Source organism: Brevibacterium sp. Lmc1, assembly GCF_057654315.1.
In genome coordinates, this window is the sequence record NZ_CM172803.1 from 2,999,456 (window position 1) to 3,014,880 (window position 15,425).

A 15,425-nucleotide genomic window follows, 5' to 3' on the forward strand; every position below is an offset into this window, starting at 1 on the left:
CTCCCGATCACCTGTGCACGCGTTTGCGGGCACAGCCATCAATTCTATCCCATCGCCGCCCTTCCGCACGCCCGTCCCCTCCCAGAACTACCTGACGGCGGCCCAGCAACCTCGCGCGAGGTTGCTGGGCCGCCGTCAGGTAGCAATTAGAAGATGAAGGGTTTGGGATCGACGTAGCCGCCGTTCTCCATGATCTCGAAGTGCAGGTGGCAGCCGGTCGACGCTCCCGTCGTACCGGAGTACGAGATGATATCGCCTTTCTTGACCCTCTGCCCGTCATGGACCTTGAGCTTCGTGTTGTGGTTGTACGTCGACGCGATCGATTTGCCCTTGATCTTGCCGTGGGAGATGACGACACGGTTGCCATAACCGCCGGTCCAGCCGGAGGTGACGACGATTCCGTCGCCGGCCGAGCGGATCGGGGTTCCGCAGGGAACGCCGAAGTCCATTCCGGTGTGCAGCTTCCGTGCACCGGTGATCGGGTGGACCCGGTATCCGAACGGAGACGTCGTCGGGTATCCCTTGGCCGGGTTGGCCAGGACTCCGTCACCGAAGACGAACTTGCCCTTCTTCTCCTGCTCTTTCTCCCATTCCCGGACCTTCTCGGCCAACCGGTCCTGCTCGGCCTTCTCATCGGCCAGCTGCTTCTCGGTCTTGTCCTTGTTGTCGGAGATCGTCTTCTCCGCATCGTCCTTCGCGGAGATGAGGTCGTTGAGGCTGTCGGCCTTCTTCTTCGCATCGACCTGCGCGGCCTCTTTGGCCAGCACCGCCTCGGCGGCTTCGTCCTTGAGGTCGGAGATCTTCTCGGTCACGCCCGAGAGCCGCTCTTCGTTGTTCTTGTTCAGCGCCCGCTGTTCGGAGAGTTTGTCGATCGTGCGCTGCTGAGACCGCACCGCCGAGTCGACGCGACCGATGCCGCCGTCGGCGCTCGTACCCTCGGCCATCTGCAGCAGCATAGCCAGATCGGACGTGATGCCCGAGTTCTGGTAGGCCTGTCGTCCGATGCGCGCCGCCGAGGTCTTGTGCTTGTCGATCTCCTCCGTGCCGGATTTGATCGTGTCCTTGAGATCCTTCTGCGCGTTCTCCGCCGAGGTCAGGCGCGCGGCCATGTCCTCATCCTTCTCGATCGCCTCAGCCAGCGCATCGTCGGCGGCCTTCGATTCGGCTTCGGCATCCGGCAGCTTCTCCTGCGCCGCATCGCGTTCGGCGATGACGCGGGCGAGGTCCTCATCGAGACCTTCGAACTCCTGCTGGAGTTCCTTGACGCGTTCGTCGACCTCGCTCTTGTCGTCGCGAGGATCGGCCACCACCGAGGTGACCGGCATGACCACTGCCAGCGCAGCTGCCGTGAGGACGAGTCCGAGTCTGCGTCTCATCTCAGACCTTCGTGTACTTGTTCAGCGTGATCAGCGACGATGCTCCGGCCATGAGCACGCCGATGATGATGAGCACGGGGGTGATGAGGAGGACGTCCCATCCGGAGATGAGGCTGAATCCCGTGGCCTGCGACTGCAGCCAACCGCTGACTCCGAAGTGGACGAGCAGTCCCAGGGCACCGGCGGACAGCGTCGCACCGACGGCCGAGGCGATGACGCCCTCGAGCAGGAACGGCATCTGGATGAAGGTATTCGACGCACCGACGAGCCTCATGATGCCGGTCTCCCGGCGTCTCGAGAACGCGGAGAGTCGAATGGTGGTGGCGATGAGCAGCATCGCGCACAGCAGCATGATGCCGGCGATCGCGATCGCCACGATGGTCGCGATATTGAGCACCCCGAACAGGCGGTCGAGCAGCTGATTCTGGTCGACGACCTCTTCCACCCCGGGAGTCGACGAGAACGTCTCCTTGATGATGTCGTATTTCTCGGCGTCCTTGAGTTTGACCCGGAAGGACTCGTTCATCTCGTCCTTGGGCACTGTGCCTTCGAGGCTGGTGCCCTTGAACTGCTCCTGGAAGTGCTCGTAGGCCTCGGCCTTGTCCTCGAAATAGACCTTGTCGACATAGGGGGCCAGATCGGAGCTTTCGAGTTCTGCCCGGATCTGATCCTTCTGGTCGCCCGTGACTTCACCGTCGACGCAGTTCGTCGCCTCCGAATCCGGCGGGCACAGGAATACGGAGACCTGCACGCGGTCGTACCAGAAATCCTTCATCTGCCCGACCTGCATCTGCAGCAGGATCGCGGCACCGACGAAGAGCAGGGACACGAAGGTCACGAGCACGACGGAGATGACCATGGAGAAGTTCCGGCGCAGACCCGACCAGACTTCGGAGAGGATGAAACCGGCCCTCATGAGGCGACTCCGTAGGTGCCTTCTTCGACGTCGCGGACGATTTCGCCTTCGCGCAGTTCGATGACTCTCCGGCGCATCCGGTTGACGATCTCTCCGTCGTGGGTGGCCATGAGCACCGTGGTGCCGTTGCGGTTGATCTTCTCGAGAACGTTCATGATGTCAGCGCTCGTCGCCGGGTCGAGGTTGCCCGTCGGTTCGTCGGCGAGCAGGATTCCGGGCTTGTTGACCACGGCGCGGGCGATGGCCACACGCTGCTGCTCGCCGCCGGAGAGCTCACTGGGGTACCGCTTCTCCTTGCCGGCCAGGCCCACGGTCTCAAGGACGTCGGGGACGAGGGTCGACATGGCCGCGCGGGACTTTCCGATCACCTGAAGGGCGAAGGCGACATTGGCGAACACGGTCTTGTTCGGCAGCAGGCGGAAGTCCTGGAACACGGTTCCGATCCCCCGCCGCAGGTAGGGCACCTTCCAGCTGGGCATCTTCACCACGGATTTTCCGGCGATGTGGATGCGACCGGAGCTGGGGACCTCTTCACGCAGGATGAGTCGGATGACCGTGGACTTTCCCGAGCCGGACGCCCCGACGAGGAACACGAATTCCCCGCGGTCAGCCTCGAAGGAGATGTCATCGAGTGCTTTGCGGGAACGCGTGTCGTAGGACTTCGAAACGGAGTCGAATCTGATCAAGTCGGTCTTCAATCATGTTGCGGGTGGCTCGGCCGATTCCACTGTACGTAACAGTTCCGTGATGTTCGCGGAGGCGGCCGGGCGTGTGTTGCGATCTGATGAAGTTCACAGTCGCCTCGGTGATGGTCGAAGCCTTGCCGAGGCGGCCGACCCTCAGTCGGCCATCGACCGAGTGAGACGGTTCGGTACCGTTGCCCGAAGAATCAGGATCAGGCCTCGGCCTCTTCGGCCATCTCCTGTTCCTTGCGCCAGCGAATGCCGGCCTCGATGAGTCCGTCGAGGTCACCGTCGAAGACGGCCGAGGGGTTGTTGACCTCGTAGCCGGTGCGCAGGTCCTTGACCATCTGGTACGGATGGGTGACGTAGGAGCGCATCTGATCACCCCAGCTGGCCTTGATATCGCCGGCCAGCTCCTTCTTCTGCGCGGCCTCTTCCTGGCGCTTGAGGTCGAGCAGTCGCGACTGGAGGACACGCATCGCGGCCTCACGGTTCTGGATCTGGGACTTCTCGTTCTGCATGCTCACGACCACACCGGTGGGGACGTGGGTGATGCGCACGGCCGAGTCAGTCGTGTTCACCGACTGCCCACCGGGGCCCGAGGACCGGTAGACGTCGATGCGCAGATCGTTCTCGTCGATCTCGACATGGTCGGTCGATTCGATGAGCGGGACCACCTCGACGGCCGCGAAGGAGGTCTGGCGGCGGCCCTGGTTGTCGAAGGGGCTGATGCGCACGAGACGGTGGGTGCCGGCCTCGACCGACAACGTGCCGTAGGCGTAGGGCGCGTCGATCTGGATGGTCGCGGACTTGATGCCCGCACCTTCGGCATAGGAGGTGTCGAGCTCCTGGACCTTGTATCCGCGGTTCTCCGCCCACCGGACGTACATGCGGGTGAGCATCTGCGCCCAGTCGGTCGCGTCGTCGCCGCCGGCACCCGACCGCACGGTCACGACGGCGGAGCGCTCGTCGTATTCGTGGCTGAGCAGGGTCGAGATCTCGAGTTCGGCCAGCTGATCGCGCAGCTTTCTGATGTCGCGGTCGGCTTCTTCGAGCGAGTCCGAGTCGCCTTCATCCTGGGACATCTCGACGAGCAGCTCAGCGTCGTCGATCCGCTCACCGAACTTCTCGAGCTTCTCCAGGGTGCCCTGCTTGTGCGAGAGCTTGGCCGAGGTCTTCTGCGCCGAATCAGGGTCGTCCCAGAACGTCGGCGACGACGCCTGCTCCGTGAGTTCGGCAACCTCGTCGCGCAGGTTGTCCAGATCGGACACGTCGAGAATCGCTTTGTACGTCTGGCGGAGGTTGGCGATTTCAGAAGAGTAATCAGTGGAGGCCATAATGATCCGATTCTAGTGCATGCCCTCCCCCGAGCATGAAACGACGCCGAGGCGGTCGACCGTTGAGATATCGAAGGCTGATCGGTCGAGGCAAGCCCCGATCAGTCGCCCCGGCCCCAAAAAGCGCCGCCGGCGGGAGATCTGATTCATCCCGCCGGCGGCGCGGCTCACGTCGCTTCATACGAAGACTGGTGAGGAAAATATAGACCGAAACCCACCCTTGCGCAAGACGAAAACGCCCCGCAATGACAATCGTGAAACTACACCGTGAGCATTTGCAGAACTCATTCCCAGTTATCCACAGATTTCGGAATTCACTAGATTCTTCATTCGACTACAGATAGGTTAAACAGCAAATCACGCTGTCAATTGAATGATCGGGCAAGGGTTCAGAGTGGAAGCCACCGAAGTCATCACCAGCGAGGTTCACAAGCGGATCAGAGATCTCGATGTGGATCCCCGCGCCGATATTCAGCGCTCTCGCGAGCTCATTCGCACCGTCATCGCCGAATACGACGAACGCAGCCTCGTCGCCGATCTCCCCGTGCTCGAGGATAAAGAGGCGACGTTTCGGCACATCGATAATCAGCTCTCGGGTTTCGGTGCCCTGCAGGATTATTTCGATGATCCGCACGTCGAAGAGATCTGGGTCAACTCCCCGAGCGAGGTCTTCATCGCCGTCGACGGAATCCACCAGCTGACGACGACGAAGCTGAGTTCGGGCGAACTCGATGACCTCATCGAGCGGATGCTGCGCACCTCGGGCCGTCGCGTCGACCTCTCCCAGCCGTTTGTCGACGCCATTCTGCCCGACGGGTCCCGGCTGCATGTCGTGCTGCCCGATATCACTCGCACCCACCCGGCCGTGAATATCCGCAAGTTCATCGCCCGGCCGCGCAACCTCGCCAATCTCGTCGCTCACGGCTCACTGACTCCTGGGGCCGCCGAGTTCCTCGACGCGGCCGTGACGTGCGGTGCCAATATCCTCGTCTCCGGGGCTACTCAGGCCGGCAAAACCACTATGCTCAACGCCTTGGCCGGCTCGATACCGGCCCGCGAACGCACGATCTCCTGCGAAGAGGTCTTCGAACTCAATCTGCCCAGCCGCGACTGGGTTCCCATGCAGTGCCGCCAGCCGTCACTGGAAGGAACCGGCGAAGTCACCCTCCGCGCCCTGGTCAAAGAGGCGCTGCGCATGCGACCGACGCGCATCATCGTCGGCGAGGTCCGAGAAGCCGAAAGCCTCGACATGCTCATTGCGCTCAACTCGGGTCTGGCCGGAATGTCGACCCTGCACGCAAACTCCGCTCGGGCGGCGATCACGAAGATCTGCACTCTGCCCCTTCTGGCCGGGGCGAACATCTCCTCGGCGTTCGTCGTGCCCACCGTCGCAGTCAGCCTCGACGTCGTCGTCCACCTGCGCAGGGACCCGTCCGGAGTGCGCCGAGTCGATGAGATCTGCGCGGTGCCAGGCGGAGTCGAAGGCGACGTCGTCGAACTCGACACGATCTTCCATTCGCCACGAGGACAGCTCATTCGCGGTCAGGGGTTCGGCCACCTCGGCGAGCGATTTGCGGCCATCGGCCGCGATCTTCACGCCATTCTGGAGGCGGCGTGAGCTATTCTCAGTCCGCTCTGCTCATCGGTGCCTGCCTCGGGGCGGGGCTGTTCCTCATCTGGATGTCGCTGTGGCGGCGACCGCAGGGCAAGCGGACTCAGTCGCGGTTGGTGCGCGAGCTCGATGACATGCTCACCGGGGCCGGATTCCCCAGGCTGCGGCCGGCCCACCTGCTGCTCATCTCCGTCGCAGCGTTCTGTGTCGTTGCAGTCGTCGCGACAGTGCTCACCGGATCGTGGGCGATCGCGCTGTGCTTCGGTCTGTTCGCCTCCTGGCTGCCGCATCGGGCGCTGCAGCATCGGGCGCGGAGCCGACAGGTGATGCGGCGGGAGCTGTGGCCAGAGACTCTCGACCATCTCAATTCCGGTGTCCGTGCGGGTCTGTCCCTGCCTGAAGCACTGAGCTCTCTGGCTCATCGCGGGCCCGAACCGCTGCGACCGCTGTTCGAAGTCTTCGCCGAGGAATATCGGGCCAGCGGTTCGTTCGCATTGGCGTTGGAGCGCTTTCGGCAAGTCAGCGCCGACCCGGTGGCCGACCGCATCGTCGTCGCGCTCAGCGTCACCAGGCAGGTCGGCGGCAGCGATCTGGGCACCATGCTCCGAGCCTTGGCTCAGTTCGTCCGCGACGATGCCCGCACCCGCAACGAGCTCTCCGCCCGGCAGCAATGGACGGTCAATGGTGCCCGACTGGCCGTCGCCGCACCGTGGGTGGTGCTCGCATTCCTCTCCACGCGGCCCGAAACGGCCGTGGCGTACAACTCGCGGACCGGGCTGATCCTCCTGGCGGCGGGCTTCGTCGTCTCTCTGCTGGCGTATCAGGCGATGAAGCGCATCGGTCGGCTCCCGTCCGAACCCAGAGTCATCGAAGGGTCCTCACTCAGCGCCGCCCACCGACGTTTCGCGGGCAGCCCCGGCGCGAATGGCGGATTCTCGGCCGACGACAAAGACGCTGCGGACCGGCGGGCGGCATGAGTCCCCTCGGCGAGCCCCTGTCGGTCCTGGCCCTCGGACTCTTCAACGGCTTCGCCCTGTGTGTCTTCGTTCTCTCCCTCCCGCCGCTGCGCAGACCGACTCTGTCGTCGCGAATCGCACCCTATCTGCGGGATCAGGAATCCCTGGTCGACATCTACGCTCCGCCGACCCCTCGCACCGAAGGGTTCTGGGGACTGGTGAAGTCCTGGCTGATCGGTTCGACCCTGTGGGTGACGTCGCGCATCACCACGGATGCGACTCTGCGGCTGCGCATCGACCGCCTCGGCGGCAATGCCACGATCGAACGCTTCCGCATCAGCCAGGTGCTGAGCATCCTCGTCGGGATGATCGTCGCCGGCGGTCTGGCCGGTGCACTGTCGGCGCAGCGCGGCTTCTCCCCCATCGTCACCGTCGTCCTCGTCATCAGCGGCGGCATCGCCGGGCACGTCTTCAATGATTGGCGACTCAGCCAAGCCATCGCCCGCCACGAATCCCGTGTGCTCGCCGAATTCCCGACCGTCGCCGAGCTCCTCGCACTGTCCATCACCGCCGGTGAGGGAATCGTGGAGGCTCTCGAACGCGTGTGCCGCACCTGCTCCGGCGACCTCATCGACGAACTCCGCGCAGCCCTGGCCGCCACTCGCACCGGGACACCGTTGGTCGAAGCGCTCGATGGGATGGCTACGCGCATCGCCATCCCCGAGATCGTCCAGTTCGTCGTCGGCCTCGCCGTGTCGATGACCCGCGGCACCCCGCTGGCCGAAGTCCTCCGCTCCCAAGCCGCTGACGTGCGCGAACAGTCTCGACGACGGCTGCTGGAACTGTCCGGTCGCAAAGAGATCGGGATGCTCATTCCGGTTGTCGTATTCGTGCTTCCCGTCACCGTGATCTTCGCCGTCTTCCCGTCCCTGACCGTCCTCGACCTCAGCCCGTAGCGACCGCACTCCGCACCACTGACCACGCCCGCACCACTGACCACGCGGATCGAACCCTCGACCTCGCCGATGAAGGAGACACGATGTTCCGCCAGTTCACCTACCGCCTCGTCCCGTTCATGCTCGGGCTCATCCCGGGTCCTCCTCCGCGAGGTGGAACCACCATCACCGAGGCGGCCGAGACCGGCATCGACGCGAAGCTCACCGCCGATGTCGACCGTCCCGATCGCGGGGACGTTCCCGGCTGGGTCCTCATCACCCTGATGACTGCGGGGTTAGTGGTCGCATTGTGGGCTCTGGCCGGCGAGGCCTTCACCTCGATGTTCCAAGACGCGATGAACAAGGTCCGCGGGGCCGGGTGACCCAGCTGTGACCAGTGGCGACGAGACACTACCGGGAAGTCGGAGGAGGGCTGCCTCGATGACGGAGGCAGGCGAGCACAGCGATTCGGGATCCGCCGTCGCCGAGTTCGCCCTCATCGCCTCGCTGCTGGCCCTCATCCTGGCCGGCGCCCTGCAGATCGGTCTCGTCATCCACGTCCGCAACACTGTCATCGACTCCGCCATCGCAGGGGCGAGGCAGGCGAGCCTGGCCGATCAGACTCCGCGCGACGGGCAGAAGCTCACCCGCGACCTCATCCGAGTGTCCGTGGGCGAGCGCTATGCCCAGAAGGTCACAGTCTCGACGTCACAGCGCGGTGCCGTCGAGATCGTCGAGGTGAGGGTGACGACCCCGCTGCCCGTCCTCGGGCTGTGGGGACCCGCCGAGGTCTGGGACCTGCGCGGACGATCCATCGTCGAGGACGTCGACCGTGACTGAACCCGCGTTCGTTCAGGGAGTCGCGACCGACGACGCAGACGAAGGAACGGCGGTCATCGAGTTCATCTTCGCCTCCATCGTCCTGCTCATCCCGGTCATCTACCTCATGCTCACCCTCTCCCAGCTGCAGGCGGCCAGCTATGCGACCACCTCGGCGGCGATGTCGGCCTCACGTATCGCCGCCCGCGACGCGAACCCCTCGGAGGCTCGCGCCCATGCCGTCGCGAAAATGCATTTCGCGGACTTCGGGCTGCGTGATGCGCCGACTTCCATCACCTACTCGTGTGCCGGACCCTGTGGACAGGCCGGCTCTCTCATCACCGCTCGAGTCGAGACGAAAGTGTCACTGCCCGGGTTCCCGCTCCTCTTCGGCTCCGCCCGGTCTCCACACATCACATTGCGCGCAAACCACACCGACGTCGTCGCCACAGGACATCAGTGATATGCCGACCGCGGGAGAGCACATTTTGGAGCGATGTGAGGATTCGACGCGCGGTCAGGAGTCGGATCATGATTCGGATGCCGGGTCGATCACGCCGCTGGCGATCGGCTTCGTCGTCATCGCCTTGCTGCTCGCCTTCCTCATCGCTGCCCTGACCGACCTGCACATGGCCCGCCGAGAGCTGCAGGGGCTGGCCGATTCTGCGGCGCTGGCGGCCTCGGACTCATTCGAACCGGCTCCCGGAGACGATCCCGGTCTCGTGTTCTCACCTCCAGCGGCCAAACGCGCCGCCGGACGGTACCTCGACGCAGTGCCGACTCCGAAGGACATGGGCAATCTGCGGTTGAGCGCCGACGCCGATGGAACGCATTCGGTGCGCATCCGCATCGAAGCCCGCTACTCGCCGGCGCTGCTCTCACCGTTCGTGCCCGGCCTCATCGACCTCCACGCCACCGCTTATGCCCGGGGCGCCCTGCGCCTCGACTGATCAACCCGAGCCGTCTCCACCTCGACGCTGATTCCTGTGGGCACAGGTTCCACTCACGCATCCTGAGGCTGTGGATGCCCAAAGCGTATCCACAGGGCGCATTCTCGCTCTTGCCCAAGCCATGCGCTCGCGGTGAGTCTGTGGGCATGAGAACCCTGGGACTCATCCACCGCATTGAGACGAACGGAGCCGTCACGAGCATGAGCATCGAAGCCGAATCAGCCCAACCGGCCCTCGAGATCTTCCGGTCTGCCCTTGGAGCGGAACTGACTTCCCAGGACTTGGCCGCCGGCAACCGGCTCGACAACCACAGAATCGAGTCGATCAGCTGGGGTCATTGGCAGAGACTCAATCCCATCACTGTTGTTGGAGCGAATGTTCTGCGCACCACCGACGACTGTGCCGACTCCGCGCGGACGAACGTATCCGTCCTGGCAGGACCGGATGCGGGATTCACCCTGACGCTCGACCCACGGCGGGCCCACTTGTCTCGACTGCCCCACCCCGACTGTCTGACCATCATCGACCCCAGCATCTCCCGCGCCCCTCAGCCGCTGCGACTCGATGCCACGGGGACTGGGCCCGCCGTAGCTCTGGGTGCGACTGTGCTCGCACCGGGCCCGTCATTCGGTTCTTCAGTCGGCACTTCTTCCTCGGCTGCCCGTTCGGCTCCGCCGATCCGGTCCCCGCCGCTGCACCACAGCAATGACATCCACATCGCCCCGAAGACGATCGCCGATCCTCGGCCGGCCAGACCCCCACAGTGGTGGACGTTCCTCATCCCCGTCGGCATCGGCGTGGTGCTGGCCGTGGCCACCGGAATGTGGTGGTTCCTGCTCTTCAGCATCTCGGCCCCGCTCTCCGGGTGGGTTGCCTACGTGGTGGAGAAGAAGCGCTTCACCCGCGACAGCGCACAATGTCGACTTGACCGCGACGAGGCATTGGCCGAGGCGCGGGCAAGGCTGAGGCGCCTGGAGAAGTCGCACCGTCAGATGATCTTCTCGTCCCCTGGTCTGTGTCTGGGCTTCGGGACGGTCTTCAGCGACCTCACCATCGACGAACGGCTGCAGCATGGAACAGACCACGTCGACGGTCGGATCGTCTGCACCGATATGCCGATCCGCATCGATCCACGTACGACCACGGTCACCGTCAGCGGAACACCCGCAGTCCTGCGCACCATGGCCTTCGCCTGGTTGGCCGACCGGCGATTCAGATGGCGACCGAGTCCCGAACTCTCATTGCTGCCGGAACTGGCAGGCACCGGGTTCTCCGCCGACCACGCATCGACCACTGTCGGGTCAGGGCCACGCCCAGACGCCGGCATCGACGATCCCATCTCGATCACCCTCGACGAGGCGGTTCACCCCGCCGTGCTCACGCTCACCGCCCCGCATGCCGGCTCCGCGGTCTCGCTGACGGTGGGCTCTCTCGCGCAGGCACGCACCACGTCCTCGACTGCGGCCGGTGGCCCGGTGCCAGGACGGGCACTCGTCGCTGCACTCATGCCGGCCGCGCGATTCGTCACTCTGCACTGTGGCCGTTCAGCCGAAAGCGGCCCCCGTGCCTGGCCCGACCACGGACTCGGCGAGCTCTGCGACGATGCACCCGAGGCCATCCGACAACGGTGGCGGTCTCCTACCTCGGGGCCGGTGCCGATCGGGCGCGGAACCGACGGTGACGTCGGCATCGATCTGTTCTCCGACGGTCCTCACGCTCTCGTCGCCGGCACCACGGGCAGCGGAAAATCCCTGCTCCTGCAGACATGGCTGCTGTCGATGGCCCTGGCACAGCCGCCTCGGCGATTGTGTTTCGTCCTCATCGACTTCAAAGGTGGGGCCACGTTCTCACCACTGCAGGATCTGCCTCACACCGACAGTGTGCTCGACGACTTCGACTCCGGTCTCGCCTTTCGCGCTCTCGTCTCCGTGCGCGCCGAGATCACCCATCGAGAGCGGCTGTTGGCCGATCACGGGTGTGCCGATGTCGCCGATCTCGCCGATCCTCCCCCACGACTCGTCATCGTCATCGACGAGTTCCATGCGCTGATGGCCACTCATCCTCGCGCCGCCGACCTCCTCGAACACCTCACAGCTCTCGGCCGGTCCCTCGGCGTCCACCTCATTCTCGCCACTCAGCGCCCGATGGGCGTCGTCACCGGGCAGATGAAGGCGAACATCAACATTCGCGTGTGCCTGCGAGTGCGCGATGAGACCGATTCCTTCGACGTCATCGGCTCCGAGGCGGGTGCGTTCCTGCCCGCGGACAAGCCCGGCGCCGCCTGTCTGGACTCCGGGATCTGCGTCACCCGATTCCGCGTGGCGGTTCCTTTCGGAAATGACGCCCACACCGAGGCGGCCCTCCGCCCTCGCGTTCGTCCCTGGGTTCCGGGGCCGGTTCCGTCCCTGGCCAGCGGCGCCCACGGCGTTCACGTCGACAACATCATCGCCGCGGCTCACGACATCGCCAGGGCCGAGGACGCTTCGGCTCATCGACAGGTGGTGTTGCCTCCCTTGCCGGGACCTGAAGAGATGCCGGCCTGGGCGGCAGGGGCACTGGCCCATTCTGATGGTGAGCTCGCCGCTTCCTCTGCGGGACCGGTGACGGACGGTGGTGAATTCGCGCCGACAGTCACGGGGATCATCGATGTTCCCAGTCAGCAGCGGCAGCAGATGTGGTCATTCGACCCGGACGTGGATGGTTCCACGATCCTCACAGGCGGCAGCCCGGACACCGTGGAATCCGTGCTTGCGACCATGGCACGAGCGGCCGCTCCGACCCGGCGGATCATCGCGATCGGCAGAATCGCCGCGGTCCTCGACTGGGCCGAGATCAGCTGCGGATTGAGCTCGGGCTGGCGGATTCAGGCGGTGCTCGACCATCTCTCTGCCCGTGGGGACCCGAGCAGATTCTCGCGCGCCGGTGAAAGCACAGATTCCCCGACCGGGTCGAGGCAGAGTCGACAGCCACCGAGCCTGATCGTCTGCAGCAATTGGGCCGAGTTCGTCGACTCGCTCGACCACTACTGGGCCGAACGGGCCGAACGTCTCCTCGGACATGGTGCCGAATCGGATCTCGTGTTCCTGCTCGCCGGGTGCCGGAATATGACGAGCAGGAGCTCTCGTTTCTCCACCCAGATCATCTTTCCGCCCGAGGCCGGCGAAGACGGAACGAGCGTCGGGCTCAGCCGGCAGCGATTCGCCGGTTCGTGGCCGGATCTCCGCGCCGTCATCCGCGGTCCCCGCGCGCAGGCCGCCGGCGGGGACGGTGCTGATGTGCAGTTCGCACCCGGTGATGCGGCACGATTCGATTCGTCGATGTCCGAGGCGGGCACCAGCATCCTCGGCGGATCACCCGGCATTCCGGAGGCCCGGAAGGGATTCGCTCCACGCTGGCGGGGGCTTGACCAATCTGTGGGCGTGGGCGAGGAACCCTTCAGCGGCATGCCGGGCTGCATCCCGGTCGGCGTTGATGCTTTCGACGACCTCGTGGTGTGGGATCCGCGGCGAGACGGTTCAGTGCTCACCGTTCGCGGTTCTCCGCAGAGCGGCAAGACCGGATTCGCGACGTACCTGGGCCGCCTCGGCGGGGTCTCTGTCCACGACGATGTGCACATGGAATCGGAACCAGCCGACTGGGATCTGCTCGACGGACGCTTCCATGTGCTCACTGTGCCGACACGGTTCACTCCCGGCTATGGTTCCTCTCTGGCGAAGGCACAGAGTCTCGGACCGCTTCTCGTGCTCGGTGCGCATACCAGGCAAGATCTCACCGGGCTCGGAGTGCTGCGACAGGCCCCGCTCGACGGGCTGCCGGGGACGGGCTGGTTCGTCACCGAGGACCGGGCTCGCCCTGTTCGCTTCTTCAGCCCAACGGGAGTCGAGCCTGAGTCAGTTGACGTCGGCAGGCGGTCCTGAGAGAGTCTCGTAGCGGTAGAGCTCAGTGGCGGTTCCGGCGTCGAGCAGTCGATCGGCGAGCGAGGAGATCACGGGCATTCCGCTCGTGACCTCGATGACGACATCGGCGTCGACCGACAGCCTGGCCAACAGGAGTTCGGCATCGGCGACGGCCGCGGCGAAGTCCTCACCCGTGGTGTCTGCGGCATCGTCGCGAGTCTCGAACATCGACCCGAGGATGAGCTCGGTCGGCGGTTCCTCGTCGACCTGGTCGACGGTGGCCCTGCCGTCCCCGACAGCATCTCCGGCACCCGGTTCACCGGCCGAGGGCAGAACACCGGCGGTCTCGTCGGCTTCCCGCGCATAGGACACGGCGAAGGCGCTGAGTCCACCCGCCTCGGCGGTCCCGGCAGCGCCATTCAGCAGCGCGGCACCATGAGCTCCGGCCGCCTCGGAGAGGAAGACGTTGTTCACCTGTCCGATGGTCAGCGGGCCGACGGCATCGTCTCGGTTGACGGCGGTGTACCAGGCGAGGAATGCCTTCGTCAGCTTCACCGAACCGGTGGCAACGATCTCGAGGTCCTCGGCCCGACCGCCGCCGGCCGGAGGCAGAGCACCGGCGGGCACCTTGATCACGCGGGTCGTCGTCAGTGGGGTGAAGCCGAGAGCCTGCGCGAAGCCCTCTCCCGGGCTGCCGGCGTGCACACGGGCACGCAGATCGAGGCCCTCGAGTGCGGTTCCCCGCGTCTCCGCGCACACTGCGTCGAAGAGTTCACGCCCCTGACCATGTCCCTGCTCCTCGGCGGCGACCTCGACGTGGACCCACGCCCGGTAGGGGTGAAGCGGGGATTCGGCGATCGCGGCGGCTCCGACGGGAACGTCGGGGACCACCTCGGCGACGACGGAGCGGATCAACGGCGAATCCGAGGACGGACGGAACAAGGACCTGGCCATATGACCGGCCGGGGTGGTCGCGTCGGCGAACACCTCATTCAGGCGCAGATCGTCACCGTCGGTCAGCTCTCGAATCGGCATGTGCTCGCTCCTTGGGCGGTGGGGAACTTGATAATCTTGGCGTCATGACTGACTTAAGCGATCCTACCGCCGCCGCGCACGCCGCGGCCACGACCATCAACGCGAACGCGGGCATCGAAGCCCATGACATCGCGCTCGTACTCGGCTCCGGTTGGGGCGGGGCGGCGGACCTCCTCGGCGAGACCGTTGCCGAGATCTCCGCGGCGGAGGTCCCCGGATTCCACGCCCCCGCCGTCGAGGGCCACGGCGCGACGTTGCGCACGGTGCGCATCGAAGCCAGCGGCAAGCATGCGCTCGTCCTCGGATCGCGCACCCACTACTACGAGGGCAAGGGTGTCCGGGCGGTTGCCCACGGTGTGCGCACCGCCGCGGCTGCCGGCTGTTCCTCGCTGGTGCTGACGAACGGGTGCGGCGGGCTCAACCGCAATTGGGGGCCCGGCATTCCGGTGCTCATCTCCGATCACATCAATCTCACCGGCACCTCTCCGATCGAGGGCGCGAACTTCGTCGATCTCACCGATCTGTACTCCCCGCGGATGCGAGCCATCGCCAAGGAGATCGACCCGACGCTCGACGAGGGGGTGTACGCACAGTTCCGCGGACCTCATTACGAGACCCCCGCTGAGGTGCGCATGGCCGGGGTCCTCGGTGCCGATCTGGTGGGAATGTCGACGGCGTTGGAGGCCATCGCCGCACGTCAGTCCGGGCTCGAACTCATGGGAATTTCGCTGGTGACGAACCTTGCCGCCGGCATCCAGGAGACCCCGCTCTCTCATGCAGAGGTCATCGAAGCCGGAGCCGCGGCCGCCCCGCGCATCTCCCGTCTGCTCGCCGACATCGTCGCGAAGCTCTGAGACGGCCAGCCCCACTCCGCGCTCCCCCGCCCCGCCACCGCGAATTCGCAAAGGAC

14 protein-coding genes are annotated in these 15,425 nt (G+C 65.2%); 9 read left to right on the forward strand and 5 right to left on the reverse strand.

Annotated features, from left to right (window positions below):
* Positions 1-146 precede the first annotated feature (146 nt).
* From AC239G_RS13450 to prfB, 4 genes are all read right to left on the reverse strand, one after another.
* Positions 147-1,376, reverse strand: a complete 1,230-nt coding sequence (locus AC239G_RS13450; protein WP_259357733.1) for a peptidoglycan DD-metalloendopeptidase family protein — start codon at positions 1,374-1,376, stop codon at positions 147-149.
* A 1-nt stretch (position 1,377) separates the two neighbouring features.
* Positions 1,378-2,292, reverse strand: coding sequence for a permease-like cell division protein FtsX (gene ftsX, locus AC239G_RS13455; RefSeq protein WP_139908578.1), 915 nt, complete (start codon positions 2,290-2,292; stop codon positions 1,378-1,380).
* On the reverse strand, positions 2,289-2,978 hold the full coding sequence (gene ftsE / locus AC239G_RS13460) for a cell division ATP-binding protein FtsE (protein WP_139908579.1): 690 nt from the start codon (positions 2,976-2,978) through the stop codon (positions 2,289-2,291). Before ftsE ends, ftsX begins: the two co-directional genes overlap by 4 nt.
* A gap of 209 nt (positions 2,979-3,187) precedes the next feature.
* Positions 3,188-4,312 carry a peptide chain release factor 2 gene (prfB, locus tag AC239G_RS13465; RefSeq protein ID WP_487489040.1) on the reverse strand — a complete coding sequence of 375 codons (1,125 nt, stop codon included), beginning with the start codon at positions 4,310-4,312 and terminating at the stop codon, positions 3,188-3,190.
* A 394-nt stretch (positions 4,313-4,706) separates the two neighbouring features.
* Here prfB and AC239G_RS13470 point away from each other — a divergent pair, with 394 nt between their 5' ends.
* From AC239G_RS13470 to AC239G_RS13505, 8 genes are all read left to right on the forward strand, one after another.
* Entirely contained in the window at positions 4,707-5,930 is a 1,224-nt protein-coding gene (locus AC239G_RS13470) for a TadA family conjugal transfer-associated ATPase (RefSeq protein WP_376906417.1), read from the forward strand.
* Entirely contained in the window at positions 5,927-6,901 is a 975-nt protein-coding gene (locus AC239G_RS13475) for a type II secretion system F family protein (RefSeq protein ID WP_487489041.1), read from the forward strand. Before AC239G_RS13470 ends, AC239G_RS13475 begins: the two co-directional genes overlap by 4 nt.
* The gene (locus AC239G_RS13480; protein WP_487489042.1) at positions 6,898-7,836 is read left to right on the forward strand and encodes a type II secretion system F family protein; all 939 of its coding nucleotides are present in this window, start codon (positions 6,898-6,900) and stop codon (positions 7,834-7,836) included. The genes AC239G_RS13475 and AC239G_RS13480 overlap by 4 nt, the downstream gene beginning before the upstream one ends.
* Positions 7,837-7,955: 119 nt before the next feature.
* Positions 7,956-8,198 carry a hypothetical protein gene (locus AC239G_RS13485; RefSeq protein ID WP_487490117.1) on the forward strand — a complete coding sequence of 81 codons (243 nt, stop codon included), beginning with the start codon at positions 7,956-7,958 and terminating at the stop codon, positions 8,196-8,198.
* A gap of 58 nt (positions 8,199-8,256) precedes the next feature.
* A complete protein-coding gene (locus AC239G_RS13490; protein ID WP_172170900.1) occupies positions 8,257-8,655 on the forward strand; it encodes a TadE/TadG family type IV pilus assembly protein in 399 nt (132 codons plus the stop codon).
* Entirely contained in the window at positions 8,648-9,097 is a 450-nt protein-coding gene (locus AC239G_RS13495) for a hypothetical protein (protein WP_181272338.1), read from the forward strand. Before AC239G_RS13490 ends, AC239G_RS13495 begins: the two co-directional genes overlap by 8 nt.
* 1 nt (position 9,098) lies before the next feature.
* A complete protein-coding gene (locus tag AC239G_RS13500; protein ID WP_181272339.1) occupies positions 9,099-9,584 on the forward strand; it encodes a pilus assembly protein TadG-related protein in 486 nt (161 codons plus the stop codon).
* A gap of 146 nt (positions 9,585-9,730) precedes the next feature.
* On the forward strand, positions 9,731-13,501 hold the full coding sequence (locus tag AC239G_RS13505) for an FtsK/SpoIIIE domain-containing protein (RefSeq protein ID WP_487489043.1): 3,771 nt from the start codon (positions 9,731-9,733) through the stop codon (positions 13,499-13,501).
* Here the strand turns inward: AC239G_RS13505 and AC239G_RS13510 are convergent.
* A complete protein-coding gene (locus AC239G_RS13510; protein ID WP_487489044.1) occupies positions 13,475-14,515 on the reverse strand; it encodes a GNAT family N-acetyltransferase in 1,041 nt (346 codons plus the stop codon). The genes AC239G_RS13505 and AC239G_RS13510 overlap by 27 nt on opposite strands.
* A 44-nt stretch (positions 14,516-14,559) precedes the next feature.
* Here AC239G_RS13510 and AC239G_RS13515 point away from each other — a divergent pair, with 44 nt between their 5' ends.
* Positions 14,560-15,369, forward strand: a complete 810-nt coding sequence (locus tag AC239G_RS13515) for a purine-nucleoside phosphorylase (protein ID WP_487489045.1) — start codon at positions 14,560-14,562, stop codon at positions 15,367-15,369.
* Positions 15,370-15,425 lie beyond the last annotated feature (56 nt).

Coding starts and splice junctions, on each gene's coding strand:
- AC239G_RS13480 (WP_487489042.1), top strand. CDS start 6,898: ATGAGTCCCCTCGGCGAGCCCCTGTCGGTCCTGGCCCTCGGACTCTTC.
- AC239G_RS13505 (WP_487489043.1), top strand. CDS start 9,731: ATGAGAACCCTGGGACTCATCCACCGCATTGAGACGAACGGAGCCGTC.
- ftsX (WP_139908578.1), bottom strand. CDS start 2,292: ATGAGGGCCGGTTTCATCCTCTCCGAAGTCTGGTCGGGTCTGCGCCGG.
- AC239G_RS13515 (WP_487489045.1), top strand. CDS start 14,560: ATGACTGACTTAAGCGATCCTACCGCCGCCGCGCACGCCGCGGCCACG.
- prfB (WP_487489040.1), bottom strand. CDS start 4,312: ATGGCCTCCACTGATTACTCTTCTGAAATCGCCAACCTCCGCCAGACG.
- AC239G_RS13500 (WP_181272339.1), top strand. CDS start 9,099: ATGCCGACCGCGGGAGAGCACATTTTGGAGCGATGTGAGGATTCGACG.
- AC239G_RS13510 (WP_487489044.1), bottom strand. CDS start 14,515: ATGCCGATTCGAGAGCTGACCGACGGTGACGATCTGCGCCTGAATGAG.
- AC239G_RS13485 (WP_487490117.1), top strand. CDS start 7,956: ATGCTCGGGCTCATCCCGGGTCCTCCTCCGCGAGGTGGAACCACCATC.
- AC239G_RS13490 (WP_172170900.1), top strand. CDS start 8,257: ATGACGGAGGCAGGCGAGCACAGCGATTCGGGATCCGCCGTCGCCGAG.
- AC239G_RS13450 (WP_259357733.1), bottom strand. CDS start 1,376: ATGAGACGCAGACTCGGACTCGTCCTCACGGCAGCTGCGCTGGCAGTG.